The following is a 22,249-nucleotide window of genomic DNA, read 5'->3' as shown; positions in this document are numbered from 1 at the left end:
GCAGCGCATGGCGGGGAGACTCGGTATAATGCGCGCAAAGGACGGCTCCTCGCGGGGGAGCCCTGTCATACTGGATGTCTGGAGGAACACTGATGGCACGTAGAAGGGTTGTGGTGACCGGCCTGGGACTGGTCACGCCGGTGGGGAATAGCGTCGAGGAGAGCTGGTCCAGCATCAAGGCCGGCAAGAGCGGTATCGCCCCCATTGAGCACTTCGATGCCAGCGGCTTCAATACCCGCTTCGGCGGCTCGGTGAAGGACTTCGACATCAGTCCCTACCTGAATCCCAAGGAGGCCCGCAAGATGGACCTCTTTATCCAGTACGGGGTGGCGGCAGGGGCCCAGGCGATTCAGGATTCCGGGATCGAGTGCACCGAGGAGAACGCCGCGCGCATCGGCGTGGCCATCGGCTCCGGCATCGGCGGCCTGCCGATGATCGAGCACAACCACAGCGCCATGCTCAAGAGCGGCCCGCGGCGCATCTCGCCCTTCTTCGTGCCCGGTTCGATCATCAACATGATCTCCGGCAACCTGGCCATCCAGCACGGCTTCCGTGGCCCCAACATCGCCATCACCACCGCCTGTACCACCGGCACCCACAATATCGGCTACAGCGCCCGCACCATCGCCTACGGTGACGCCGACGTGATGATCTGCGGTGGAGCCGAGATGGCCACCACGCCCCTGGGCCTGGGCGGCTTCTCCGCGGCGCGGGCGCTGTCGACCCGCAACGAGGCGCCCGAGGCGGCCAGCCGCCCCTGGGACCGCGACCGCGACGGCTTCGTGCTCTCCGATGGCGCCGGGGTGCTGGTGCTGGAGGAGTACGAGCACGCCAGGGCGCGCGGGGCGACCATCTACGCCGAGCTGACCGGCTTCGGCATGAGCGACGACGCCTATCACATGACCGCCCCGCCCGAGGACGGCAGCGGCGCGGCGCTCTCCATGGCCAATGCCGTGAGGGATGCCGGCATCGATGCCTCGGCCATCCACTACATCAATGCCCACGGCACCTCCACCCCGGCCGGCGACCTTGCCGAGAGCCGCGCCGTGGAGAAGGTGATGGGCGCGGCGGCGAAGTCCGTGGCGGTGAGCTCCACCAAGTCGATGATCGGCCACCTGCTGGGCGCCGCCGGCGCCGTGGAGGCGATCTTCTCGATCCTGGCCATCCGCGACCAGGTGGCGCCGCCCACCATCAACCTGGATAACCCCCAGGAGGGCTGCAACCTCGACTACGTGCCGCACACCGCTCGCGAGATGAAGATCGACGTGGCGCTGTCGAACTCCTTCGGCTTCGGCGGCACCAACGGCACCCTGATCTTCTCCCGGGTCTGACCCGGGGGTAGGCAAGCCGATGCGTGACGGGCAGGGTGGCTGGCCGCTGGACGACCGCGGGGCCGCCTACGGCGACGGCCTGTTCGAGACCGTGCTGCTGCGCGATGGCAGTCCGCTGCTGTGGGATGAGCACCTGGCGAGGCTGGTGCGCGGCTGCCATGCCCTGGGCATTCCGATGCCCGCCGAGCGTGAACTGGCCGCTCCCCTGGCCGAGGCGGGGCCGGGGCTCGTGGTACTCAAGCTGATCCTGACCCGCGGCAGCGGTGGCCGCGGTTACCGGCCGCCGGCGTCCCCCGAGCCTCGCCTGCGCTGGCAGCTGGCGACCTTCGTCCCTGCGGAAAACCGCTGGCGGGAGGGCGTGCGAGTGCGACACTGCCGCCTGCGGCTGGGTATCCAGCCGGCGCTGGCCGGCCTCAAGCACCTCAATCGCCTGGAGAATGTGCTGGCCCGCTCGGAGTGGGACGACGAAGGAGTTGCCGAGGGGCTGCTCTGCGACAGCGATGGCCGGCTGGTGGAGGCGACCGCCATGAACCTCTTCTGGCAGCGTGACGGCCGCCTGGAGACGCCCCGCCTCGACCGCTGCGGCGTGGCGGGCACCCTGCGCGAGGCCCTGAGGGAGCGCCTTTCCATCGCCGAGGTGGAGGCCGGGCCCGAGGCGCTCATCGCGGCCGAAGCGGTGTGGCTCGGCAACTCGGTGCAGGGGATCTGGCCGGTGGTGCGCCTCGATGATGCCGATGGCGTCGAGCGGCAGCGCTGGTCCCTTGCGCCGCTGCACCGGGGCTTCCAGGCCGAGGCCCATCGCCTGCTGGGCTATCCACTGCCCGATCCGACCTGACCTGAGATGATGAGGACGCCGATGCTGCGTGTGCTGAAGTTCCTGCTGGTGCTGGCCATCCTGGCCGCTGGCGCCCTGTTCGGTGGTTACCGCTACTGGGAATCCCGGCTCGAGGCGCCCATCGCGGTGAGCGAGCCAACCCTCTACGAGGTGCCCCGCGGCGCCGGCTACAACCGGGTGGTGGCCGACCTGGCCCAGCGCGGAATGATCGAGGACGACTGGGCCTTCCGCCTGCTGACCCGCCTGGAGCCCGACAGCGTGCCGCGCCTGCGCGCCGGCGAGTACATGCTGGAGCCGGGCATGAGCGGGCGCGAGCTGGTGGCGCTGCTCGGCAGCGACCGGGTGGTCACCTACCCGCTGACCATCCCCGAGGGCTGGACCTTCCGTCAGATGCGCCAGCTGCTGGACAACGCTCCCAAGCTGGAGAACCGCACCGCCGGCCTCTCCGACGAAGAGGTGATGGCGCTGCTGGACCGCGAGGGCGTCTATCCCGAGGGCTGGTTCTTCCCCGACACCTACCGCTACCACAAGGGGGTGAGCGACGTGGAGATCCTGCGCCAGGCGCTCACCCGCATGGAGGCGATCCTCGAGGAGGTGTGGGAGGGGCGCGCCGACGACCTCACCATCGATTCGCCCTACGAGGCGCTGATCATGGCCTCGCTGATCGAGCGTGAGACCGGTGCGCCCGAGGAGCGCCGCGAGATCGCCGGCGTCTTCAAGCGGCGCATGCAGACCGGGATGCGCCTGCAGACCGACCCCACCGTGATCTACGGCATGGGCGAGCGCTACGAGGGCCGCATCACCCGCGCCGACCTGCGCGAGGCGACTCCCTACAACACCTACGTGATCGACGGCATGCCGCCGACGCCCATCGCCATGCCGGGCCGGGCGTCGTTGGAGGCTGCGGTGGATCCGCTGCCCGGCGACACCCTCTACTTCCTCTCCCGGGGCGACGGTACGCACCACTTCTCGCGCACCCTGCGCGAGCACAACAACGCGGTGAACCGGTATATCCGCAATCGCCAGTAAGGAGACCCAGATGGCCGTGCGCGGACGCTTCATCACCCTGGAGGGGGGCGAGGGGGTCGGCAAGTCCACCAACCTGGCCCGGGTGGTCGCCTGGCTCGAGGCCCGAGGGCTCGAGGTGGTGCAGACTCGCGAACCCGGCGGTACCCCGCGGGCCGAGGCGATCCGCCGCTTGCTTCTCGACCCCGACGTCGAGGAGCCGCTGGACGTCGATGCCGAGCTGCTGCTGGTCTTCGCCGCCCGCGCCCAGCACCTGGCGCGGGTGATTCGCCCCGCGCTCGAGCGCGGCGCCTGGGTGGTCTGCGACCGTTTCACCGATGCCACCTTCGCCTACCAGGGCGGCGGGCGGGGCATCGACCCCGCGCGCATCGCCGAGCTGGAGCGCTTCGTGCAGCGGGGCCTCGCCCCCGACCTGACCCTGCTGCTGGACATGCCCATCGAGGCGGCCCGCGCGCGCGTGGCCCTGCGCGGCGAGACGCCGGATCGCTTCGAGCGCGAACGCGGCGAGTTCTTCTCGGCGGTGCGCCAGGCCTACCTGGCCCGCGCCACCGCCGCCCCCGAGCGTATCGCTGTGGTGGACGCCTCGCGCCCCCTGGCGGCGGTCGGGGAGCAGATCGATGCGCTCCTGGCCCAGCGGGTGTCGGCATGGCGGTAGCGTCCTCGGTCGGCCAACCGCTGCCCTGGCTGGCGCCGCGCTTCGCCGAGCTGACGCGCCTGGCCGATGCGGGCCGGCTGCCCCATGCGCTGCTGATCTCGGGGCCGCGCGGCGTAGGCAAGCGCTCCCTGGCCGACGCCCTGGTCGCGCGCACCCTGTGCGCCGCCCCCGGTGAGAGCGCCTGCGGCAGCTGCCATGGCTGCCGCATGCTGGCCTCGGGCTATCACCCCGACCTGCTGCGCGTGGAGCCGGAGGAGGGCAAGCGCCAGATCCGCATCGATGTCATCCGCGAGGTCAACGCCTTCGTGGCCCAGACCCCCCAGCAGGGCGGCTACCGGGTGATCCTCATCGCCCCGGCCGAGGCCATGAACCTGGCCGCCGCCAACGCTTTGCTCAAGAGCCTCGAGGAGCCGGGGGAGCGCACCCTCTTCGTGCTGCTCGCCGACATTCCCTCGCGCCTGCTGCCCACCATCCGCTCACGCTGTCAGCACTGGAGCCTGGCGGTGCCCGGGGAGGCGGCCTGCCTGCCCTGGCTGGCCGAGCGACTCGGCGACGAGCAGGAGGCCCGCTTCTGGCTGGGGCTCGCCGGCGGGCTGCCCCTGGCCGCCCTGTCCCAGGCCGAGCCGGCCTCCCGGGCGCTGCGTCAGCAGCTGGTCGAGACCTTCGAGGCGCTGGTACGCGGCGCCGAACCGGTGGCCGAGGCCGCCCGGCTGGAGCGCCAGTCGACGGAGGCGATCCTGTGGTACGGTATCGCCTGGCTGGAGGACCTGATCCGGCTGGGGCTCTCGGGGCAATCCGGCGAGCTGCGCAATCCCGATCTGCTGCCGCTCTACCGCCAGGCGGTGAAGAACGCGCGACTGCGCGACTGGTTCCGCCTGCTCGACTACGCCCGGGAACAGCGTCGCCTGCTGGCTGCGGGCGGCAATCCCAATCCCCAGCTGGTGCTCGAAGCCTGGCTGGTGCGCTGGTCCGCGCTGCTGCGCTCGTGAACGAGGAGAGGCCCATGGCTGCCCAGAAGGCCCTGTCGCTGAATATCCAGGATGTCCAGACCCTGCTCTCGGCCTACATGCCGATGCTCGAGCGGGGGGGCATCTTCGTGCCCACCCGGGAGCGCTACGAGCTGGGGCAGGAGATCTACCTGCTGCTCACCCTGCCCGGCGAGAGCGACCGGGTCCCGGTCACCGGCCAGGTGGTGTGGGTCTCCCCGGAAGGGGTCAGCGGGCGGCGCATGCCCGGCGTAGGCATCCACTTCAGTGCCGGTGACCAGTCGGTGCGCGATCGCATCGAGAACCTGTTGGCCGGCCGCCTGGACAAGGGCGCGCCCACCTACACGCTGTGAGGCCGCGCGCCCAGCCGTTCGGCGGCCAGCGCGCTCAGCCGCCGGCGTGACGGCTTGAGTCCCTGGTCGGCATCGGGCCAGGGCAGCCAGGCGTCGGGCACCATGTAGCCGGGCAGCGTCTCGCGCAGCCAGGCCTCGAGCGCGCGGGCCGGCAGCGGATGGTCGTGCCAGTCGACGAAGGCGACCGGCCGCTGCCCCCACTCCTCGCTGGGCACCGGCACCACCAGGGCCTGGGCCACCCCGGGATGATCCACCAGGCGCTGCTCGATCGTCTCCGGCTGAATGTTCTCGCCCCCCGAGACGAAGCGGTTGTCGAGCCGTCCCTCCACCACCAGCTCGCCCCCGTCGGTGAAGCGCCCCCGGTCGCGGGTCGCGAACCAGCCCTCGGGGTCGCGGGCGGGCACGAGATTCTCTCCTTCCAGATAGCCGACGAACAGGGTGTCGCCGCGCACCTGGATCTCGTCGTCGACGATCCTCACCTCCCGACCGGGCAGCGGCCTGCCCACCACGCCGGGCGCCGTCGGCTCCCCCGTGCACACCTGGCTGGCCATCTCGGAGAGGCCGTAGCTCACCTTGGGCGCGAGCCCGAGGGCGCTCAGCCGTTCCACCAACGGGGCGGGTATCGCCGCGCCGCCCAGCAACAGCTCCCGCAGCCGCGTGCGCTCGGGGCGGAAGCCCTCCCGCAGCAGCCGCCACAGCTGAGTCGGCACCAGGGAGAGGTGGGTGATGGGCTCCCGCTCCAGGCGCTCCCCGAGCGGCCGCGCGCGGGAATCGAGGATCAGGCAGGCCCCGGCGAGGAAGACCCGGAACGGAATGGCGTAGCCGCCGATGTGGAACAGCGGCAGCGACAGCAGCCATCCGCAGTCGGCGTCCAGGGGCAGCACGGCGGCCGAGCCGCGGGCCGAGGCGAGATGGTTGCCGAGCCGGTGCAGCACCGCCTTGGGCGGCCCGCTCGACCCCGAGGTCAGGATGGTGTTGCAGGGCCGCTCGGGATCGAGGCGGGGCGGGGGAACGGCGGCCGCCTCCCGGGAGAAGTCGAGCCGCAGCGGCCGCCAGTCCGGGGCCGGCGAGCCCTCCGCACATGAGCCCTCTATGGAGTAGAAGGCGTCCGCGCGCAGCCGCCGGGCCATCCCGACCTGCGTCTCGGCGGGAAAGGCGGGGTTGAGCGGGCAGAACAGGAGGCCCGCGCGCAGGCAGGTCCAGGCCAGCAGCAGATCCTCCAGGCTGCCCCGGACCGGCGCGACCAGCCGGGCGCCGGGCGCCACCCCGGCCTCGCTCAGCTGCGACTGGAGCGAGGCGAGGCGTCTGTCCAGGGTGCGGTAGTCGAGGGTCGTCGTCTCGCTTCGCACGGCGATGCGCGAAGGGGCCTCGCCGGCCCAGTGATGGATGGGGCAGGGCATGTCATTCATGGTGGCCGTCGCTCCGGTGGAGGCGGATCAGGGCGTCGCGCTCGGGCAGGCCGTCCGGGGCCAGCAGGCCCTTCGCCAGCCAGCGGCGGGTATCGAGCCCCGGAGGCTCGTCCGGCGCCCATTCGGCGGCGAGCCTGTCCAGCAGCCCGAGCCCCAGGTCGGACTCGAAGCTCGAGGAGACCACCGTCCTGAGGCCCAGCCGCCGCGCCTCCCGCACCAGGGCCTCGCAGCGGGCCAGGGAGCCCACCAGGGTGGGCTTGATCACCAGCGCCGCGAGCTGCGGGACGGGGTGCCAGGGCAGGCCGCGCGCCAGGGGCTCGTCGACGGCGATGGGCACGCCGCTGGCGGCGGCGACGGCGGCGCTGTCGGCGAAGTCGGCGCAGGGGTCCTCGAGATAGTCGATGCGCCCGACCGGCAGCCGCGAGCAGAAGGCGAGGGCCTGCGCCCGGGACCAGCCGCCGTTGGCGTCGAGCACCAGCATGAGCGCCGGGAAGCGCTCGGTGAGCCGGCGGATCAGCGCCAGCTCGTCCTGCGTGGCGTGGCGGGCCACCTTCAGCTTGGCCTTGCGAACCGCCGCCGTCTCCCAGGCCCGCGCCAGATCGTCGAGGCCGGCCAGCAGCTCGAGGGGCGGGCCCTGCAGCAGCGGACAGGGCTCGGGAGGCGTCGCGACGGCGGGGGGCGAGCGCCTGAGCGCGCAGTCGAAGCCGAAGCTCACGGACGGCAGGCGCGGGGCGATGGCGCGGCCGCGCGCCAGGGCCTCGAGACAGGCCAGGCTCTCCGCCTCGGCCTCGTCCAGACTCTCCCGGGAGAAGCCGGGCAGCGGGGCGATTTCCCCCCACTGGCCGTCGATCTCCAGCAGCAGGCCCTCTCGTATCGGGCTCTTTTGTGTCGGGCCTTCCCGTTTTCCGGGCTGCGCGTCGCCCGGCATCAGCGGACGTGTAAGGGGCAGGCGATAGCGGTAGAGGGCGAGGCGCATCGGGTCCCGTGAGCCCGGCTCAGGGATTGCGAGGATAGCGCGAGAAGTCGGGGCGGCGCTTCTCGTTGAAGGCGTTTCGCCCCTCCTGGCCCTCCTCGGTCATGTAGAAGAGCATGGTGGCGTTGCCCGCCAGCTCCTGCAGCCCGGCCTGGCCGTCGCAGTCGGCGTTGAGCGCGGCCTTCAGGCAGCGCAGCGCCATGGGGCTGTGCTGCAGCATCTCGCGGCACCAGCGCACGCTCTCCCGCTCCAGTTCGGCCAGCGGCACGACCTGGTTGACCAGCCCCATCTCCAGGGCCTGGCGGGCGTCGTAGCGGCGGCACAGGAACCAGATCTCCCGGGCCTTCTTCTGGCCGACGATGCGCGCCATGTAGGAGGCGCCCCAGCCGCCGTCGAAGGAGCCCACCTTGGGCCCGGTCTGGCCGAAGACGGCGTTGTCGGCGGCGATGGTGAGGTCGCACATCATGTGCAGCACGTGGCCGCCGCCGATGGCGTAGCCGGCGACCATGGCGACGATCGGCTTGGGGCAGGTGCGGATGTCGCGCTGGAAGTCCAGGACGTTGAGGTGGTGGACTCCCTCGTCGTCGCGGTAGCCGCCGTAGTCGCCGCGGATGCGCTGGTCGCCGCCGGAGCAGAAGGCCTCGTCGCCGGCGCCGGTGAGGATGATCGCGCCGATCGCGCTGTCGCGACGGGCCGCGTCGAGGGCCTGGATCATCTCCGCCACGGTGCGCGGACGGAAGGCGTTGCGCACCTCGGGCCGGTCGATGGTGATCCTGGCGATGCCGTCGGGCGAGGTGTGGTAGCGGATGTCCCGATAGCCGTCGGAACGGTCCCGCCATTCGATGGGCGCGTAGAGTTCCGCTTCCGTGATGCCTTCGATCATGGGTTCTCTCTTTTCGTCGGGGTGAGGCTCAGCGCAGCATGCCCAGCAGCACGACGCCCAGCGCCAGGGCGCTGAGCAGGGCGGCGGCGCCGTACATGAGCCACTTGTTGGTGCCGTCGCTGCCCAGCGTCAGGTCGAACAGGCCGTGACGGATCCGGTGGGCGGCGTGGAAGAGCGGCAGGCAGATCGTCGCCCCGACGAAGATCAGGCCGGGCAGGCCGAACAGCAGGGAAGAGGCGCGCTCGTAGCTCAGCGCATCCGCCGGCAGCAGCCCGGCGGGCAGCAGCAAGGCCAGGAACAGTGCCGCCGAGGGCACGAACAGCGCGAAGCAGACGCCGCCGGCGCTGAACAGGGCCCACCACAGCGGCTCGTCGTATGCCTGACGGCGGTCCGGATGATGCTGGGTCATGTCATGCCCTCCCGAATACCCAGACGAACAGCAGCAGCACGGCCAGCACTCCCGCCCACTGGCCCGCCACCATGAGGCTGGCCGGGACGCTGCGATCTCCCAGGCGCAGCGGCATCACGCGGGGGAAGAGCTGGAAGAAGGTCCAGGCGTGATAGAGGCTGGCCACCAGTGCCAGCGCGTTGAGGGCGACGACCGGCGGCGATCCCATGAAGCCGAGCCAGCCCTGCCAGGCGTCGGGGCCTCGCGAGAGGGCGAGGGTGCCGGCCAGCAGGCAGACGATGAAGAACACCAGCGGCAGCACCGTGGCCTCCCGCGCCATGTAGGCGATGAAGAAGCGGTGCTTGAGCCACCAGTTCCGCGGCAGCGGCGGATGGGCTCTCGGCGGCTTGTGCATGCGATCTCCTTAACCTTTGAACAGCGCGATCAGCGTATGCTTGGCGGCTTCCACCTTGCCCTGGTTGACGGCGGCGGCCGGGTCGACGTGCTTCGGGCAGACCTGGGAGCAGAAGCCGACGAAGGTGCAGCTCCAGACGCCGTCGTGGCGGTTGAGCTCGGGCATGCGCTGCGCCTTGCCCCGGTCGCGGCTGTCGAGGTTGTAGCGGTGGGCGAGGGTCAGCGCCGCCGGGCCCAGGAACTCCGGATTGAGGCCGAACTGCGGACAGGCCGAGTAGCACAGCCCGCAGTTGATGCAGTTGGAGAACTGCCGGTAGCGGGCGAGCTGCTGCGGCGTCTGCCGGTAGGTCTCGGCCGTCTCCTGGGTCTGGGCGTCGTCGATCAGGTAGGGCTTCACGGCGGCCAGGTGCTCGAGGAAGATCTCCATGTCGACGACCAGGTCGCGACGCACCGGGAAGTGGGCCAGCGGCTCGATGCGGATCTCTCCGTCGTAGTCGCGCAGGAAGGTCTTGCAGCCCAGCTTGGGAATGCCGTTCACCATCACCCCGCAGGAGCCGCAGATCGCCATGCGGCACGACCAGCGGTAGCTCAGGCTGCCGTCCAGGCTCTCCTTGACGTGATGGAGCGCGTCCAGCAGCGAGGTGCTGTCGTCGACTGGCACCTCGAACGGCTGCCAGAAGGGAGCGTCGTCGCGCTCGGGAAGATAGCGTCTGATGCTGATCTGCTTGGTGGTCATGCGCTTGATCCTTTGCCGGCGTCGCCATAGACCCGTGCCGCGGGAGCGGAGAAGCGGGTGTCCACCTCCTGCCAGCGCAGCTCGGCCGGGCCGTCGTGGCGATGGAAGACCTGGCTGTGCCGCAGGTAGCGGTCGTCGTCCCGCGCCTGCATGCCTTCGTCGAGGCGCTGGTGGGCGCCGCGCGACTCCCGCCGCTCCAGGGCGCCCAGGCAGGTCGCCTCGGCGATGTCCAGGCCGAAGCCGAGCTCGATGCACTCCAGCAGCTCGGTGTTGTAGACCTTGCTGGTGTCCCCGACCCTGATCTCGCGGTAGCGCTCCCGCAGCCGGCGCACGGTCTGCAGGGCGTGGCCCATGCCGTCCTCGGTGCGGTAGATGCCGCAGCCCGACTCCATGGCCTGAACCAGCTCGCGCTTGAGTTCGACCCAGTGCTCGCTCTCGCGGCCGTCGCACATCCGGGCCAGCCGGGCGCGCTGGTCGTCGGCCTGCTCCCGCAGGGCGCGCGGGTCGGCGAACTCCGTCCGGGCCGCGCGCTGGCTGGCCCGCTCCCCGGCCAGGCGGCCGAAGACCAGCAGCTCGGTGAGCGAGTTGGAGCCGAGCCGGTTGGCGCCGTGCAGCCCCACCGAGGCGCACTCTCCGGCGGCGAACAGCCCTGCCACGCTGGTCTCGCACTGCGGGTCGGTCTCGATGCCGCCCATGGTGTAGTGCACCGCCGGGCGGATCGGAATGGGCTCGCGCACCGGGTCGACGTTGATGTAGGCCTTGGCGAGCTCGCAGATGAAGGGCAGCCGCTCGTGCAGGAAGGCCTCGCCCAGGTGGCGCAGGTCGAGATAGACCACGTCGCTGCCGGCGAAGGTGCCGGTGCGCCCCGCCTGCTGCTCCTGCCAGAAGGCCTGGGACAGCTTGTCCCGGGGACCGAGCTCCATGTACTTGTTCTGCGGCTGGCCCAGCGGGGTCTCGGGGCCGAGGCCGTAGTCCTGAAGGTAGCGGTAGCCGTCCTTGTTCAGCAGGATGCCGCCCTCGCCGCGGCAGGCCTCGGTGATCAGGATGCCGGAGCCGGGCAGGCCGGTGGGGTGATACTGCACGAACTCCATGTCGCGCAGGGCGACGCCGTGGCGATAGGCGATGGCCATGCCGTCGCCGGTGACGATGCCGGCGTTGGTGTTGAAGCGGAACAGCCGTCCCGCTCCGCCGGTGGCCAGGATCACGGACCTGGCGCGCAGCAGCACCATCTCGCCGGTGGCCACCTCCAGGGCGACGATGCCGGCCACGGCGCCGTCGTGGACGGCCAGGTCGAGGACGAAGTACTCGTCGAGCCGCTCGATCTCGGGGTATTTCAGCGAGGTCTGGAACAGGGTATGCAGCATGTGGAAGCCGGTCTTGTCCGCCGCGAACCAGGTCCTGGCGGTCTTCATGCCGCCGAACCGGCGTACCTGCACGTTGCCGTCGTCCCTGCGGCTCCAGGGACAGCCCCAGCGCTCCATCTGCACCAGCTCCCGGTGGGCGTGGCGCACGAAGTAGTCCGCCACGCCCTGTTCGACGAGCCAGTCGCCGCCGGACACGGTGTCGTCGAAGTGCGCCTGCAGCGTGTCGTCCGGACTGGTGACCGCGGCGGCTCCGCCCTCGGCGGCCACCGTGTGCGAACGCATGGGATAGACCTTGGAGAGCAGGGCGACGCGCTGTGGCCGATGGTCGCTCCTGGCCTGCTCGGCGGCGGCGATCGCGGCGCGCAGTCCGGCTCCGCCTCCCCCCACGATGACGATATCGAAATCTCGATGCTGCATGGTGATGCGGCCCCTGTCCGGTCCTTGGTCTCCCGCGCCCGGGTTGCGGCATCGGCCGCGAAGGGCCGGCGGGAGTCCGCGTAGCTCGGTTGGCGTACGTCTCGAATCGAGTCTAGCATGCAGCTCCGAGAGGGGACCACTTGAGCGCATCCTTATGCATGCCGGTCTTGACGCACGTCAAGATTGCTCCCGTTTCGGCTTCTCCGCTGGGGGTTCGTCACCTAGCCTCCGTCTAGGGAGTGGAGCAGACGTCCCGTCTCTCGACGTTCCCGGTACGTCATGTCTCGCAACGGCTGGTCAACGACAACGGCTGGCAAACGACAACGAAAGGAACGGCTCATGAACCTCAACGGGATATCTTTCCCCTCCTGGAAGTCTCTGGCGCCGCTCATCGTCACCGTCGTAGTGGCGCTGTGGCCGACCCCCGACGGGCTGTCTCCCCACGCCTGGTATTTCTTCGCCATCTTCCTCGGCTGCGTGGTGGGCCTGATCCTCGAGCCCCTGCCGGGGGCGGTGATCGGGCTGATCGGCGTCACCGCGGCGGCGCTGCTCGCGCCCTGGGTGCTGTTCTCGCCGGAGCAGCTCGCGGCGCCCAACTTCAACGCGGCCAACCAGGCCTTTGCCTGGGCGGTGTCCGGGTTCACCAACTCCACCGTGTGGCTGATCTTCGGCGCCTTCATGTTCGCCCTGGGCTATGAGAAGACCGGCCTCGGCAGACGCATTTCCCTCTGGCTCGTGAACGCCATGGGCAGGCGCACCCTGACGCTTGGCTACGCGGTGATGATCTCGGATACCATTCTTGCCCCTTTCACACCCTCCAATACGGCGCGTAGTGCGGGCACCATCTATCCGGTCATTCGCAACCTTCCGCCCCTTTACGATTCGCATCCCAATGACCCGAGCATGAAGCGTATGGGCAGCTTCTTGATGTGGACGGCGCTGGCCTCTACCTGCGTTACCAGTTCGCTGTTTCTGACCGCCATGGCCCCGAACCTGTTGGCCATCGCGCTGACCGAGAGCGCCACCGGCATTCAGGTCAACTGGGGACAGTGGTTCATGGCGATTGCCCCGGCGGGTATCCTGCTGCTGCTTCTGGTACCGCTGCTGTGCTACTGGCTATGCGCCCCCGAAGTGAAGGCGGGCCATGAAGTCTCCGACTGGGCGAGAGACGAACTCAAGAAGCTGGGCGCTCTCACTCGCAAGGAGATCGTGCTGGTGCTGATGGTCGTCACGGCCCTGCTGCTGTGGATCTTTGGCGGCGACATCATCTCCGCATCGCTGGTAGGGCTGGTGGTGATTTGCGGCATGCTGCTGACCGGCATCGTCACCTGGGACGATATCCTCAACAACAATCCGGCCTGGAACACTCTGGTATGGTTCGCCACGCTGGTGGCGCTGGCGGGCGGGCTGAGCCAGGTGGGCTTCGTGCACTGGTTCGGCACCGTGGTGGGTGGGCAGATCAGCCACTTCAACCCGCTGATGGCCATGGTGGCGCTGGTCGTGCTGTTCTACGCCCTGCACTACTTCTTCGCCAGCATCACCGCCCACGTGACGGCGCTGCTGCCGGTGATCCTCGCCGCCGCCTCGGGCATTCAGGGCCTCGACATGCAGATGTTCGTGCTGCTGCTGCTGCCGACCCTGGGCTTCATGGGCATCCTGACCCCCTACGGCACCGGCCCGAGCCCGGTCTACTATGGCAGCGGCTATCTGCCCAGCGCACTCTTCTGGCGCCTCGGGGCGATCTTCGGGCTGCTGTTCCTGGTGGTCTGGCTGGCGATTGGCATGCCCTGGCTGGCGCTGATCCTGTGACGCGCTGAGCGCTCACCCTCACGGATCGCCGGCGCCGTCGCGGCACCAGGCGCGTACCGCCTCGGCCACGTCGTCGGGGCGGTCGAGGTGCAGATCGTGCCCCCCGGGCAGGCTCAGGTGCCTGAGACGGCGGCAGCGCCGGGCCAGCTCCGAGCCGATGCCGTGGAACTTCGCGTCGCGACTCCCCGAGAGATACCAGACCGGCAGCCCGGTGCCCGCCAGCCATGCGCCGAGCGCGGGCTGCCGGCCCAGCGAGGTGGCGCGCAGCATGGCCGCCACGGCCGGGCCGTGGTTGCCGAGCCGCCTGGCGACCTGGCGGGTTCTGGTCGACTCGTCCAGATCGGCGAAGACCGGCTGGCGATACCAGTCGGTCAGCACGCTCTCCAGCGGCTCCTCCTCGAAGCGCTCGGCCCAGGCGTCGTCGTGGGCGAGGCGCGCCGGGCGCTGCTGCTCGGGCAGGCCCGGGTGCGCGCTCTCCAGCATCAGCACCCCGAGTCCGGCGGGCCGATGGCTGGCGTGATGGAGTGCCAGCCGCCCGCCGAGGGAGTAGCCCAGCAGGCGGTAGCGCCGGATGCCGCGCCTCTCCAGCTCGCCGCACAGCCAGCGCCGGGCCTCGTCGAAGGAGCGGACGTGCAGCCGGCGATTGTCGCCGTGACCCGGCAGGTCGAGGGCCAGGCACCTGAGGCCGTCCAGCCGCGCGATGAGCGCGTCCCAGTCGCGGCGCTCGCCCAGCAGGCCGTGCAGCAGCACGATGGGCGTCGCGGTGCGCGCTTCAGCGCTCACGCAGCCGGGCTCCCAGGGCCTCGAGATCCTCGGCCACCTGCCGGCTGGGCACGCGGACCTCGATCAGCGTGGCGCCCCGGCGCAGGGCGTTCCGGTAGCTCTCCTCGAAGGCCTCCAGCGTCTCCGGCGCCGCGTAGTCCAGGCCGAACATGGCGGCGGCCCGGGCGAACGACAGCCCGTGGGGCAGGCGATAGCAGGCATCGAGCAGCTCGCCCCGGTCGGGCACCGGCAGCATGTGGAAGATGCTGCCGCCGTCGTTGTTGAGCACGATCACCACCAGCGGCGGCCCGTCCCGATTCGGCAGTGCCAGGCTGTTGAGGTCGTGCAGGGCGCTCAGGTCGCCGAGCAGCAGGGTCGTCGGCATCCCGCTGCCCCGGGCGGCGCCGCAGGCGGTGGCGATCAGGCCGTCGATGCCGGAGGCGCCGCGGTTGACCAGCACCCGCGCCGGGCCCGTGCCGGCGCCGCCCAGCATGTCCATCAGCCGCGCCGGCAGGCTGTTGCCGACCACCAGCAGCCCCTCGGCGAGGCGGCTCAGTCGATGACAGACGCCCAGCTCCGAGAAGCGCCCGCAGGCGCGTTCGACGTGCTCGCTGGCCCGCCTCTGCCGCGCTGGCAGCTGGTGCCAGGGCGCATCGGCGGGCGGCGCGGGGTGGACGGCGAGGAAGTCGTCCGCCCGGCAGGTCAGGCGGCGACGCACCCGGTGGTCGGGGTCGAGGCGGGCGGGCAGGGGGTCCACCAGCCAGTAGTCGCGCCAGGGATGATGGGCGATGAAGCGGCTCAGGCGCTTGGAGATCAGGCGCCCGCCGAACTGCAGCAGCACCTCGGCCCGCGACAGCTCGGCGACGAAGGCCGCGTCGTGGAGCGCCAGGTCGCCGTGGATCAGGTTGCGCGCATCGAAGCGGATCTGGCTCTGCAGGTCGGCGAACAGCGGCCAGCCGAGGCGCTCGGACGCCTCGGCCACCGCGCGGGCCCGCTCGGGCTCGTCGATGCGTCCGGCGACGATCAGGCCGCGTCTTCCGCGAAACGCCTCCCAGTCCGGCTGCACGGGGCAGCCCGGCGGCGTGGCGACCCAAGGCCCCCAGGGGCGCCGGTCGCGGGGCCAGTCGCCCAGCGGCGCCAGGTAGTCGCCGGCGTCGATGGCCCGGTCGCCGGGGTAGAGCGGCTCGGGGTAGCGGCAGTTGAGGTGGATGGGACCGGGCGCCAGGCGCTGGCTGGCCATGGCCTGATCCACCGTGCCGAGCACGAAGGCGGCGGCGATGTCGGGGGCGGGGCTGGGCAGGTCGCGGTGGAACGCCACGTGGCGGGCGAACAGGTCGCGCTGGTCGATCGCCTGGTTGCTGCCGTTGTCGAACAGCTCCGGCGGGCGGTCGGCGCAGAGCAGCACGAGGGGGACGCCGCTCAGGTGAGCCTCCACCACGGCCGGCAACAGGTTGGCGACCGCCGTGCCCGAGGTGGTGACGATGGCGACCGGGCGGCGGGAGCTCCTGGCCAGGCCCAGCGCCAGAAAGCCCAGGCCGCGCTCGTCGAAGTGCAGGTGGCGGCGCAGCCCCGGGTGGGCCGCGGCGGCCATGGTCAGCGGCGAGGAGCGCGAGCCGGGCGCCAGCGCCAGGTCGCGCACGCCGTGGCGGTACAGCTCCTCCAGCAGCAGCGCGGCCCACAGATGGTTGAAGGTGTCGTGGTGGCGGGGAAAGGGGGGCGTGGCGGCGTCGTTGGACATGGCGGTCTCATACCAGCAGGGACATGACGTCGGCGATCTTGGCCTCCAGCTCGTCCCACTCGTCGTCGGGGACGGAGCCGTCGACGATGCCGGCGCCGGCGTAGAGGCTCACTGCCTCGGCGGTGACCAGGGCGCAGCGGATCGCCACCGTCAGTTCGGCGGCCTCGCGGCTCAGCATGCCGCAGGCGCCGGCGTACCAGCCACGCCGGTGGCGCTCGTGGCGGCGGATGAACGCCAGCGCCGCGTCGCGGGGCGTGCCGCCGACCGCCGGCGTGGGATGCAGCGCGGCCAGCAGGTGCCGGTCGCGCACCCAGGGATGCAGCTCGGCCTCGATGTCGCGCCGGATGTGCTGCAGCGCGCGCAGCCTGACGACGCCGGGCTCGGCGAGGCTGGCGTGGCGGGCGAGCGGGGCGAGGCGCGCCAGGATGTCGGCGTGCACCAGTTGGTTCTCCCGGCGGTTCTTGGGATCGGCGAGCAGGGTGGCCGCCAGGGCCGCGTCCCGGGCGGCGTCGCCGTCGCGCCGGCAGGTGCCGGCCAGCGCCTCGCTGAGCAGCCGGGCGCCGTCGCGCCGGTAGAGGCGTTCCGGCGAGCAGCCGATGAAGGTTGCCTCCGGGGAGAACTGGAAGCCGAAATGGAAGCAGTGCCGGGCACGCCGGCGCCAGGCGTCCAGCAGCACCCAGGGATCGACGGGGACGCGGGTGAGCAGCCGGCTCTGCCGCGACAGCACCACCTTGGCGGCCCGGGCCTGTTCCTCGGACGAGGTGGCCCGGTCGACCCAGCCGGCCCAGTCGTCGCGGCAGGGGGTGTCGTGGCGCCCGGTGACGACCGGCGACAGCGGCTCGGCGGGCCGCGCATCGCGCAGGGCCAGCAGCGCCGCGCGGGCGGCTTCCAGCTCCGCGTCGGGATCGCGGCCGTCGAAGAGCAGGTTCAGGCACAGCTCGGCGGCATGCTTGCGCCGCACCAGCTCCAGGCGTGGCAGCACGAAGCGGCCGGCGCCGAACCCTTGCCAGCCGGCGTCCCGGGGGTCGAAGGCCAGGCCCCCGAAGTAGCGGGCTTCCGCGTCCTCCAGGCAGGCGGGCAGGGCGGGCGGCAGGCCGTCCTCGGCCGGGCGCTCGTCGGCGGCGCCGACCGCCGCATGCTCGACGGCGTCGGGGCCGCGCGAGCGCCAGTACAGGCGGGGCAGCAGCGGCTGGGCGCGGAGCCAGTCCAGGGGACTGTCGATGTCGACGCGCCAGGTCAGGCGAAGGAGTCCGCTCGGCGGGCGTTTCCCCAGCGTGTCCAGGCGCCGCATGATACGGGGAGGTACTCGCATGTCGTCCGTTCGGTCCATGAAGTGAGCGAGCAGAATACTGGATGGCCCGGGCGATGAGAAGCCGGGCCGGCCGCGGTGGCGCGCGGCGCGGCGGCCCTTTTGTCCATCGCCGCGGCGCTTTCGTGGTACCCTGCCTGGCTCGATGTTGAACGATGAAGAAGAGCCCCGATGTTCGTCGATTCCCACTGCCATCTCGACCGCCTCGACCCACGTACCCACGGCGGTGACCTCGCCGCCGCCCTGGATGCCGCCCGTGCCCGGGGGGTGAAGCAGTTCCTGGCCATCGGCGTCACCCTCGACGAGGTGCCCGGCGTGGCGGCCATCGCCCGGGAGCATGACGACGTGGTGATCTCCGCCGGGGTTCACCCGCTGCACAGCGTCGCCGAGGAACCGAGCCTCGAGGCGATCAAGGAGGCCGCCGAGCGCTTCGGCGCCGTGGCCATCGGCGAGTGTGGCCTGGACTACCATTATCTGGAGAAGGCGCCGGACAAGGTGCCCTCCCGCGAGGTGCAGCGCGAGCGCTTCCGCCGCCAGCTGATCGCCGCCACCGAACTCGAGCTGCCGGTGATCATCCACACCCGGGAGGCCCGCGAGGAGACCCTGGCGATGATCCGCGAGCACACCGACCCGGCCATCGGCGGCGTGCTGCACTGCTTTACCGAGGATCTCGAAATGGCCCGGGAGGCGGTGCGCCACGGCTTCTACATCTCGCTCTCCGGCATCGTCACCTTCCGCAACGCCGAGGCGCTGCGCGAGGTGGCGCGCAAGGTGCCGCTGGATCGGCTGCTGATCGAGACCGACAGCCCCTACCTGGCGCCAGTGCCCCATCGCGGCAAGCCCAACGAGCCGGCCTGGGTGGTGGAGGTCGCCGAGTGCATCGCCGCCGAGCGAGGCATCAGCGTGGAGGAGGTTGCCATGCAGACCACCGCCAACTTCTACCGCCTGTTCCGGGCCGCGGCCCCTGAGGCGCCCGCCGAGCTGCGCGAGACGCTGCGCGGCGCGGGCCTGCTGGGCTGATTCACTGCAAGGCTGGAGCCACCATGAACCTCGACCCGCTGCTGGCCCAACTCGATCCCGAGGGCGAGATCCCGCCGGTGGATCTCTGGCATCCCGAGCAGGTCGGCGAGATGGACCTGGTGATCGTCGCCGACGGACGCTGGCTCCATGAGGGGACGCCGATCGCACGTCCGCGACTGGTGCGGCTGCTCTCGACGATCCTGCGCCGCGAGGATGACGGCCGCCATGCCCTGGTGACCCCGGCCGAGAAGCAGTTCATCCGGGTGGAGGATCGTCCCTTCGTGGTGGTGGACGCCGACCCGGATGCACAGGGCACCTGGTGGCTCACCACCAACGTCGGCGACCGTCTGGCGCTGGGCGAGGACCTCCGCCTGTCGCTGAGCGAGACGCCTGCCGGCGAGACGGTGCCCGAGGTGCCGGTACGCTTCGGCCTCGCCGCGCGCCTCGGGCGCAACGTCTACTACCGGCTGGTGGAGGCCGCCGAGCACCGCCCGCTGCAAGGCGGCGGCGAGGAGCTGGGCCTGGTCAGCGCCGGCGTCTGGCAGCCCCTGGGGCGCCTGGACAGCGGCGACACGGCGTGAGGCTGACCCCCGAACAGCGTGCCGTCGTCGAGCACGCGGGCGGTCACGCACGGGTGGCGGCGGTGGCCGGCTCGGGCAAGACCACCACCATGGTGGCCCGGGTGCTGCAGCTGCTGGCCCGGGGCGTGGCGCCGGAGCGGATCCTGGTGCTGATGTTCAACCGCTCGGCCCGCGAGGATTTTCAGGCGCGCCTGGCCGCCATGGCGCCTGCCGGGCAGACGCTGCCCGACGTGCGTACCTTCCACTCCCTGGGTCACCGCCTCACCGCCAGCCTGACCCGCTGGGGGGCGCTCTCGCCGCGCACGCTGCTCACCGCCGACTGGCAGGCCGAGCGGCTGCTGCGCCAGGCCACCCAGCGCGCCCTGGTCGATAGCCCCGAGGCGGGAGAAGCGGCCCTGGACGCCGAACGCCTCGAGGCCCTGGCCCACTTCTGCGCCCTGGTGAAGGCCGAGATGCTGCCGCCGGCGGAGCTCTACGCGCGGCTCGATTTCGGCGAGGCCACCGAGCACTTCGTGGTGGCCTTCGACCACGCCGAGGCGCTGCTCGACGAGCATGGCCTGATGGGCTATGCGGACCTGCCCTACCGCCCGCTGCGCGCCCTGGAGGCCGACGACAGGCTACGCAGTCGCGTGCAGGGCTTTCTCGACCACGTGATCATCGACGAGTACCAGGACATCAACGTCGCCCAGCAGCGCCTGCTGGCGGTGCTGGCCGGTGATCGCGCCGAGGTGATGGCGGTGGGCGACGCCAACCAGTGCATCTACGAGTGGCGCGGCGCCCATCCGGACACCATGCTGGAGCGCTTCACCGCCACCTTCGGCGCCGCGCTCGACTACCCACTCTCCACCACCTTTCGCCATGGCCACGCCCTGGCCCTGGCCGCCAACCACGCCATCGAGGCCAATCGGCGCCGCCCCGACCAGCTCTGCCTGGCCGCACCGGGCAACCCGAAGACCCGCCTGGCCCAGGCCCAGGGCAGCCGAGCCCTGCTCGAGGCCCTGTCGGCCTGGCAGGCGGATGGCCGCCGGCTCAGCGAGGCCTGCGTGCTGGTGCGCAGCTGGTCGCTCTCGGTGCCGCTGCAGCTGGCGCTGCTGCGCGAGGGAATACCCTTCCGGCTCTCGCGCCAGGATCGCTTCGTCTTCCGCCTGCCGCTGGTCCAGGCCCTGGCCGGCTACCTGCGCCTGGCGCGGGAACCGGCCCTGCTGGCAGATCCCGCCCACCTGGCGTTGCTGCTGAGCCAGCCGACCCCCTTCGTGGCCCGGGAGCGACTGGAGCGCCTCGCCGCCGTGCTGGCCGACACCCAGCGCTGGCCGGAGCGCCACGACCCGCTGCTGGCCGGCCTCAAGCCCCACCAGCAGCGCACCCTCAAGAAGCGCTGGGCGCTGCTCTGCGAGCTGCCCAAGCGCTCGGCCTGGCCGCCCGCGCGGCTGCTCGAGCACGTGGTGGAGGCGGTGGAGGCCGAGAAGGTGCTCAAGCGCGCCGCGGCCCGGCGTGACAAGGGCGAGGAGGACGTGCGGCTGCTCGACGTGCTGCTGGAGCAGGCCGCCGAGCTCGCCGAGCTCGCAACGACCCGGCGGCCTTCATCGAACTGCTGCAGCGGCCGGTGCAGAGCGATGCACAGGGCGTGCTGATCACCACGGTGCACGGCGCCAAGGGGCTGGAGTGGCCGCTGGTGGCGCTGGCCGGGGCCAACGAGCAGGACTTTCCCCACTACAGCCGCGACAACCCCTTGACCGCCCAGCGTCTGGAGGAGGAGCGCCGGCTCTTCTACGTGGCCATCACCCGGGCCCGGGAGCGGCTGCTGCTGCTCCACGACGGTGGCGACCACCGGCCGAGCCGCTTCCTCGCCGAGAGCGCCTGGGAGGAGTGCCAGCGGGTGGCCGAGCGGCTTGACGAGGAGCCGCCAGCGCCGGCCGCCAGGGCCGAGGCGCCGCTGGCAGTGTCGCGTCCCGTCCTGGTCGAGCGCTATCTGGCGAGGCTCGGCACCTCGCTGCCGCTGGCCTCGGCGGCCTCGCCGGGGGTGGCCGAGGGTACCGTCGACTATCGCGCCTTCGACGTGGGGCAGCGCCTGCGCCATGCTGTCTTTGGTGAGGGCGAGATCGACCTGGTGGAGGGCGACCCGGACAACCCGGTGATCGAGGTGCGCTTCCGCCATGCCGGCCGCCGGCGCCTGATCGCGCGCCGGGCGCCCATCGAACTGCTGGAAGGAGACCGCCCATGAGCCCCCCCTTGATCACCGCTTCCGAACTGGCCGAGGCCGTCGACAGTCGCCTGCCGCCGAGGCTGCTGGACTGCCGTGCCCGCCTGGGCGATCCCGATGCCGGCCACACCCTGTGGTGGGAGGCCCATCTGCCCGGCAGCTACCACCTCGACCTGGACCGCGATCTGGCGGGTCCGCCGGGGCAGGGCGGTCGCCACCCGCTGCCGAGCCGCGAGGCCTTCACCGCGACGCTGCAGCGCCTCGGCATCACGCCCGAGGTGCCGGTGGTGCTCTATGACGATATGGGGGGGCAGCTGGCCGCGGCGCGGGCCTGGTGGATGCTGGCCTGCTGGGCCGGCCATCCGGAGGTGCGGGTCTTCGATGGCGGCATCAAGGCCTGGCTGGGGGCCGGTGAGGAGCTCTCGGAAGGCGACCGTGCCGCGCCGCCTGCCAGCCGCTGGGTGCCGGAGTTCCGTGACGACCAGTGGGTGGACGCCGTCGGGCTTCAGGCGAGCGGGGCGCTGCTGGTGGATGCGCGCAGCCGCGAGCGCTTCCGCGGCGAGGTCGAGCCCATCGATCCGGTGGCGGGGCATATCCCCGCGGCGGTGTGTCGACCCAGCGCCGACAACCTGACCCCCTTCGGTCGCTTCAAGTCCGCCGCCGAGCTCGCGCGGGAGCTGCCGGAGGCCGAGGCGGTGATCGCCTACTGCGGCTCCGGCGTCACCGCCTGCCATAACATCCTGGCTTACGCCGTGGCCGGCCGCCCGCTGCCGCGGCTCTACCCCGGCTCCTGGAGCGAATGGATTCGCGACCCGTCGCGAGAGGTGGCCACCGGCGAGTAGCGTCCGCACCCAGTAGCCTCGCTGAGGCTCGAGGCTACTGGTGGGATGGTGGGAGCTCGGCTCCGCCGGGCGAATGGCTGCGTTGCCAAGGTTTGTCATCACTGGTGGGAGCTCGGCTCTGCCGGGCGAATGGCGCCGCAGGCGCCTCGGCGGTGTCGCTTGCGTTGGCGAACACCGCCTGGGAGCCCTTCGGTCTCCATTCGCTCCGCAAAGCGTTG

The 22,249-nt window shown here is 71.4% G+C and carries 20 protein-coding genes and 1 pseudogene; 11 read left to right on the top strand and 10 right to left on the bottom strand.

The window, feature by feature from the left end:
- The first annotated feature begins 92 nt into the window (after window positions 1–92).
- The 6 genes from fabF to B6N23_RS03720 are packed head-to-tail and all read left to right on the top strand — an operon-like array spanning window position 93 to window position 5,186.
- A complete protein-coding gene (gene fabF / locus B6N23_RS03745; protein ID WP_302142074.1) occupies window positions 93–1,331 on the top strand; it encodes a beta-ketoacyl-ACP synthase II in 1,239 nt (412 codons plus the stop codon).
- 19 nt (window positions 1,332–1,350) lie between these two features.
- A complete protein-coding gene (gene pabC / locus B6N23_RS03740) occupies window positions 1,351–2,166 on the top strand; it encodes an aminodeoxychorismate lyase (RefSeq protein WP_305501987.1) in 816 nt (271 codons plus the stop codon).
- A gap of 21 nt (window positions 2,167–2,187) precedes the next feature.
- Window positions 2,188–3,195: an endolytic transglycosylase MltG gene (gene mltG, locus B6N23_RS03735; RefSeq protein ID WP_305501984.1), complete on the top strand. Its 1,008-nt coding sequence runs from the start codon at window positions 2,188–2,190 to the stop codon at window positions 3,193–3,195.
- Between the two features lie 10 nt (window positions 3,196–3,205).
- Window positions 3,206–3,847: a dTMP kinase gene (gene tmk / locus B6N23_RS03730; protein ID WP_119022936.1), complete on the top strand. Its 642-nt coding sequence runs from the start codon at window positions 3,206–3,208 to the stop codon at window positions 3,845–3,847.
- Window positions 3,838–4,836 (top strand): DNA polymerase III subunit delta', encoded by a 999-nt coding sequence (locus B6N23_RS03725; protein ID WP_305501982.1) that lies wholly within the window; start codon window positions 3,838–3,840, stop codon window positions 4,834–4,836. Before tmk ends, B6N23_RS03725 begins: the two co-directional genes overlap by 10 nt.
- 14 nt (window positions 4,837–4,850) lie before the next feature.
- The gene (locus B6N23_RS03720) at window positions 4,851–5,186 is read left to right on the top strand and encodes a PilZ domain-containing protein (RefSeq protein WP_305501979.1); all 336 of its coding nucleotides are present in this window, start codon (window positions 4,851–4,853) and stop codon (window positions 5,184–5,186) included.
- Here the strand turns inward: B6N23_RS03720 and B6N23_RS03715 are convergent.
- The 7 genes from B6N23_RS03715 to frdA are packed head-to-tail and all read right to left on the bottom strand — an operon-like array spanning window position 5,174 to window position 11,770.
- Complete coding sequence (locus B6N23_RS03715) at window positions 5,174–6,595, bottom strand: AMP-binding protein (protein ID WP_305501977.1); 1,422 nt, start codon at window positions 6,593–6,595, stop codon at window positions 5,174–5,176. The two genes, B6N23_RS03720 and B6N23_RS03715, sit on opposite strands and share 13 nt — an antisense overlap.
- Window positions 6,588–7,571: an o-succinylbenzoate synthase gene (gene menC, locus B6N23_RS03710; protein ID WP_305501975.1), complete on the bottom strand. Its 984-nt coding sequence runs from the start codon at window positions 7,569–7,571 to the stop codon at window positions 6,588–6,590. Before menC ends, B6N23_RS03715 begins: the two co-directional genes overlap by 8 nt.
- Window positions 7,572–7,590: 19 nt before the next feature.
- Window positions 7,591–8,451: a 1,4-dihydroxy-2-naphthoyl-CoA synthase gene (gene menB / locus B6N23_RS03705; protein WP_305501973.1), complete on the bottom strand. Its 861-nt coding sequence runs from the start codon at window positions 8,449–8,451 to the stop codon at window positions 7,591–7,593.
- A 28-nt stretch (window positions 8,452–8,479) separates the two neighbouring features.
- Entirely contained in the window at window positions 8,480–8,860 is a 381-nt protein-coding gene (gene frdD, locus B6N23_RS03700) for a fumarate reductase subunit FrdD (protein WP_305501970.1), read from the bottom strand.
- A 1-nt stretch (window position 8,861) separates the two neighbouring features.
- The gene (locus tag B6N23_RS03695) at window positions 8,862–9,254 is read right to left on the bottom strand and encodes a fumarate reductase subunit C (protein WP_305501968.1); all 393 of its coding nucleotides are present in this window, start codon (window positions 9,252–9,254) and stop codon (window positions 8,862–8,864) included.
- Between the two features lie 9 nt (window positions 9,255–9,263).
- A complete protein-coding gene (locus B6N23_RS03690) occupies window positions 9,264–9,989 on the bottom strand; it encodes a succinate dehydrogenase/fumarate reductase iron-sulfur subunit (RefSeq protein ID WP_305501960.1) in 726 nt (241 codons plus the stop codon).
- Window positions 9,986–11,770 (bottom strand): fumarate reductase (quinol) flavoprotein subunit, encoded by a 1,785-nt coding sequence (frdA, locus tag B6N23_RS03685; RefSeq protein ID WP_305501958.1) that lies wholly within the window; start codon window positions 11,768–11,770, stop codon window positions 9,986–9,988. The genes B6N23_RS03690 and frdA overlap by 4 nt, the downstream gene beginning before the upstream one ends.
- 339 nt (window positions 11,771–12,109) lie before the next feature.
- Between frdA and B6N23_RS03680 the strand changes: the two genes are divergently transcribed.
- Window positions 12,110–13,579, top strand: coding sequence for an anion permease (locus B6N23_RS03680; RefSeq protein ID WP_305501956.1), 1,470 nt, complete (start codon window positions 12,110–12,112; stop codon window positions 13,577–13,579).
- Between the two features lie 18 nt (window positions 13,580–13,597).
- Here B6N23_RS03680 and menH read toward each other — a convergent pair whose 3' ends face one another.
- From menH to B6N23_RS03665, 3 genes are read right to left on the bottom strand one after another with little or no spacing between them, the layout of a single operon-like run.
- The gene (gene menH, locus B6N23_RS03675) at window positions 13,598–14,362 is read right to left on the bottom strand and encodes a 2-succinyl-6-hydroxy-2,4-cyclohexadiene-1-carboxylate synthase (RefSeq protein WP_305501954.1); all 765 of its coding nucleotides are present in this window, start codon (window positions 14,360–14,362) and stop codon (window positions 13,598–13,600) included.
- Complete coding sequence (gene menD, locus B6N23_RS03670) at window positions 14,352–16,079, bottom strand: 2-succinyl-5-enolpyruvyl-6-hydroxy-3-cyclohexene-1-carboxylic-acid synthase (RefSeq protein ID WP_305501952.1); 1,728 nt, start codon at window positions 16,077–16,079, stop codon at window positions 14,352–14,354. The genes menH and menD overlap by 11 nt, the downstream gene beginning before the upstream one ends.
- 7 nt (window positions 16,080–16,086) lie before the next feature.
- Entirely contained in the window at window positions 16,087–17,391 is a 1,305-nt protein-coding gene (locus tag B6N23_RS03665) for an isochorismate synthase (protein ID WP_305501950.1), read from the bottom strand.
- 168 nt (window positions 17,392–17,559) lie between these two features.
- Here B6N23_RS03665 and B6N23_RS03660 point away from each other — a divergent pair, with 168 nt between their 5' ends.
- The 4 genes and pseudogenes from B6N23_RS03660 to B6N23_RS03645 all read left to right on the top strand — a co-directional run bounded on the left by B6N23_RS03660 (window position 17,560) and on the right by B6N23_RS03645 (window position 22,031).
- Window positions 17,560–18,408, top strand: coding sequence for a TatD family hydrolase (locus B6N23_RS03660; protein ID WP_305501947.1), 849 nt, complete (start codon window positions 17,560–17,562; stop codon window positions 18,406–18,408).
- Between the two features lie 23 nt (window positions 18,409–18,431).
- Window positions 18,432–18,989: a DUF1285 domain-containing protein gene (locus B6N23_RS03655; RefSeq protein WP_169957993.1), complete on the top strand. Its 558-nt coding sequence runs from the start codon at window positions 18,432–18,434 to the stop codon at window positions 18,987–18,989.
- Window positions 18,986–21,210, top strand: a pseudogene (locus B6N23_RS03650) (ATP-dependent helicase). Before B6N23_RS03655 ends, B6N23_RS03650 begins: the two are co-directional and overlap by 4 nt.
- Window positions 21,207–22,031 carry a sulfurtransferase gene (locus B6N23_RS03645; RefSeq protein ID WP_305501944.1) on the top strand — a complete coding sequence of 275 codons (825 nt, stop codon included), beginning with the start codon at window positions 21,207–21,209 and terminating at the stop codon, window positions 22,029–22,031. The pseudogene B6N23_RS03650 and the gene B6N23_RS03645 overlap by 4 nt, the downstream one beginning before the upstream one ends.
- Window positions 22,032–22,249: the final 218 nt, after the last annotated feature.

Source organism: Halomonas alkalicola (assembly GCF_030704205.1).
Lineage (GTDB): Bacteria > Pseudomonadota > Gammaproteobacteria > Pseudomonadales > Halomonadaceae > Halomonas > Halomonas alkalicola.
Note: the sequence above shows the minus strand (reverse complement) of the source record. Positions and strands in the feature narration are given on the sequence as shown.

What these genes read in the sequence shown, in the direction of transcription:
- menD (WP_305501952.1), bottom strand. Translation starts at nt 16,079, where the DNA reads ATGTCCAACGACGCCGCCACGCCCCCCTTTCCCCGCCACCACGACACC.
- B6N23_RS03715 (WP_305501977.1), bottom strand. Translation starts at nt 6,595, where the DNA reads ATGAATGACATGCCCTGCCCCATCCATCACTGGGCCGGCGAGGCCCCT.
- fabF (WP_302142074.1), top strand. Translation starts at nt 93, where the DNA reads ATGGCACGTAGAAGGGTTGTGGTGACCGGCCTGGGACTGGTCACGCCG.
- B6N23_RS03660 (WP_305501947.1), top strand. Translation starts at nt 17,560, where the DNA reads ATGTTCGTCGATTCCCACTGCCATCTCGACCGCCTCGACCCACGTACC.
- B6N23_RS03690 (WP_305501960.1), bottom strand. Translation starts at nt 9,989, where the DNA reads ATGACCACCAAGCAGATCAGCATCAGACGCTATCTTCCCGAGCGCGAC.
- B6N23_RS03665 (WP_305501950.1), bottom strand. Translation starts at nt 17,391, where the DNA reads ATGCGAGTACCTCCCCGTATCATGCGGCGCCTGGACACGCTGGGGAAA.
- B6N23_RS03695 (WP_305501968.1), bottom strand. Translation starts at nt 9,254, where the DNA reads ATGCACAAGCCGCCGAGAGCCCATCCGCCGCTGCCGCGGAACTGGTGG.
- B6N23_RS03645 (WP_305501944.1), top strand. Translation starts at nt 21,207, where the DNA reads ATGAGCCCCCCCTTGATCACCGCTTCCGAACTGGCCGAGGCCGTCGAC.
- B6N23_RS03655 (WP_169957993.1), top strand. Translation starts at nt 18,432, where the DNA reads ATGAACCTCGACCCGCTGCTGGCCCAACTCGATCCCGAGGGCGAGATC.
- mltG (WP_305501984.1), top strand. Translation starts at nt 2,188, where the DNA reads ATGCTGCGTGTGCTGAAGTTCCTGCTGGTGCTGGCCATCCTGGCCGCT.
- tmk (WP_119022936.1), top strand. Translation starts at nt 3,206, where the DNA reads ATGGCCGTGCGCGGACGCTTCATCACCCTGGAGGGGGGCGAGGGGGTC.
- B6N23_RS03680 (WP_305501956.1), top strand. Translation starts at nt 12,110, where the DNA reads ATGAACCTCAACGGGATATCTTTCCCCTCCTGGAAGTCTCTGGCGCCG.
- pabC (WP_305501987.1), top strand. Translation starts at nt 1,351, where the DNA reads ATGCGTGACGGGCAGGGTGGCTGGCCGCTGGACGACCGCGGGGCCGCC.
- menC (WP_305501975.1), bottom strand. Translation starts at nt 7,571, where the DNA reads ATGCGCCTCGCCCTCTACCGCTATCGCCTGCCCCTTACACGTCCGCTG.
- frdD (WP_305501970.1), bottom strand. Translation starts at nt 8,860, where the DNA reads ATGACCCAGCATCATCCGGACCGCCGTCAGGCATACGACGAGCCGCTG.
- B6N23_RS03720 (WP_305501979.1), top strand. Translation starts at nt 4,851, where the DNA reads ATGGCTGCCCAGAAGGCCCTGTCGCTGAATATCCAGGATGTCCAGACC.
- menB (WP_305501973.1), bottom strand. Translation starts at nt 8,451, where the DNA reads ATGATCGAAGGCATCACGGAAGCGGAACTCTACGCGCCCATCGAATGG.
- frdA (WP_305501958.1), bottom strand. Translation starts at nt 11,770, where the DNA reads ATGCAGCATCGAGATTTCGATATCGTCATCGTGGGGGGAGGCGGAGCC.
- B6N23_RS03725 (WP_305501982.1), top strand. Translation starts at nt 3,838, where the DNA reads ATGGCGGTAGCGTCCTCGGTCGGCCAACCGCTGCCCTGGCTGGCGCCG.